This is a genomic window from Synergistaceae bacterium (assembly GCA_012728235.1).
GTDB lineage: Bacteria > Synergistota > Synergistia > Synergistales > Synergistaceae > JAAYFL01.
Genome location: JAAYFL010000083.1, coordinates 1 through 1,509, shown reverse-complemented (window position 1 = coordinate 1,509; position 1,509 = coordinate 1). Strand labels below are relative to the sequence as shown.

Genomic DNA, 1,509 nt, shown 5'->3' with positions numbered 1-1,509 from the left:
TAGCCAGTATTCCACGTCTGAGATTTGAACATAGTGAGCATGGAGAACGCTCCTCTCTGTCCTGAATAATTTTGAATGTGGGATGTAAAATTACATTTAACGGAATCTCAAGCTCGTTCATGAATTCTTTGATTTTTCCCGTATCGGTTGCACCGTCAGAATGATCAATTATACAAGCGTGTAGATTGAATGTAATTGGACTTCTCTTTTTTAAAACAGCAAGGGCAAGAGTTAAAACTAGACTGTCCTTTCCCCCTGACAGTCCAATCATAACGTTATCATTCGGGTTTATCATGTTATAGTCACCAACAGATTTTCCGACAAGTCTCAGAATTTTCTGCGACAGGGGGTACTTACTTTCAAAGTCTTTCAGAAGTGCTTCCTCCTTGCAAATTTTATTAATTTTGTCTATCCTATCACAAGTGGAGGTTGCAGATGAGAAAAAACAGTGTAATTCTTGCCGATAAAAGTCGTCTTTTTACAGATGCTATCAGAAATATTCTGAAGGAAGAGCCCGAGTTTAACATCGTCTCAGATGTTTCGTGTGGTATTGAGGCAATTCGGGCAGCACAGTCTCTTAGGCCGGATATTTTAGTAATTGGTCAAGTCTTGCCTGATATTACAATGTTTCAAGTTGTTCGCGAAGTTTATCGCGAATTAAAGAACACTAAATTCATGTTTATTGTTCATGATGAAACCTCAGAATTACTTAGATTCCTAAGTGAGATACATACACTCGGAGTTATCAGGTATAACTCGGATATAAAAGAATTTATTACTGCACTACGCTCCATAGCAAGAGGAGAGCGTTACATAAGTAAAGAGGTAATTAACGATTTGCGAGTGGCTCCCAAAGAGATGCCTGAGGAAGATTTATTGGCTGGTATAACTTCTCGTGAGCGTGAAGTGTTGTACTGGTTGGCACATGGACAGAATAATAAAGAAATAGCTTCCACAATGATATTGTCAGAAAAGACAATTAAGAATCACATAACTCATTTGTTAAGAAAGTTAGATGTGACGAATCGTACAAAAGCGGCTGCAATTGCTTGGTCAGAAGGGTTGCCATTGATTCCGGAGGAATTTTTCTTTCACTCTGGAGGAAGGTAATTTTTCTGCCGATATTCCGATATGTTTTACTACTTACTATCTTTTAGAATTTAATTTTGAAATTTAAATTTAATTGTGGTTTAAAAGTAATCCGCAACTTAGGTTAACTTGGAGGTTAAGGATTGACGGTAAAAAAAAGTTTTTCTTTGTTTATTTTGATTGTAGCTGTGTCAATAATAGGAGTGCTGTTTTTTAGCATCGACTCATCTACTTTTGCCTTATTAAGGCATGCGAATAGCAATTTGATTTTTTTTGCTGTGGCATTAGTCGTTGTGGTTTGGTTTTTAGATGCGCTGAAGTTTGTCTGTTTGACAAGATCTGCAGGAGAAAAATTAAGCATAAAAAGCACTTTCCCTGTGGTGATGATTAATTATTTTGGCAGTGCAATAACACCAATGC

General features: G+C 37.0%; 3 protein-coding genes. 2 read left to right on the top strand and 1 reads right to left on the bottom strand.

Annotated features, from left to right (window positions below):
* Window positions 1-295: tRNA 2-thiocytidine(32) synthetase TtcA (locus tag GXZ13_05720; GenBank protein ID NLX75311.1), on the bottom strand; the 295-nt coding region annotated here is incomplete at its 3' end.
* 140 nt (window positions 296-435) lie between these two features.
* On the opposite strand from GXZ13_05720, the gene GXZ13_05715 reads away from it, so the two are divergent.
* Window positions 436-1,110 (top strand): response regulator transcription factor, encoded by a 675-nt coding sequence (locus GXZ13_05715; protein NLX75310.1) that lies wholly within the window; start codon window positions 436-438, stop codon window positions 1,108-1,110.
* Window positions 1,111-1,232: 122 nt separating this feature from the next.
* The coding region (locus GXZ13_05710) for a hypothetical protein (GenBank protein NLX75309.1) at window positions 1,233-1,509 on the top strand (277 nt) is incomplete at its 3' end.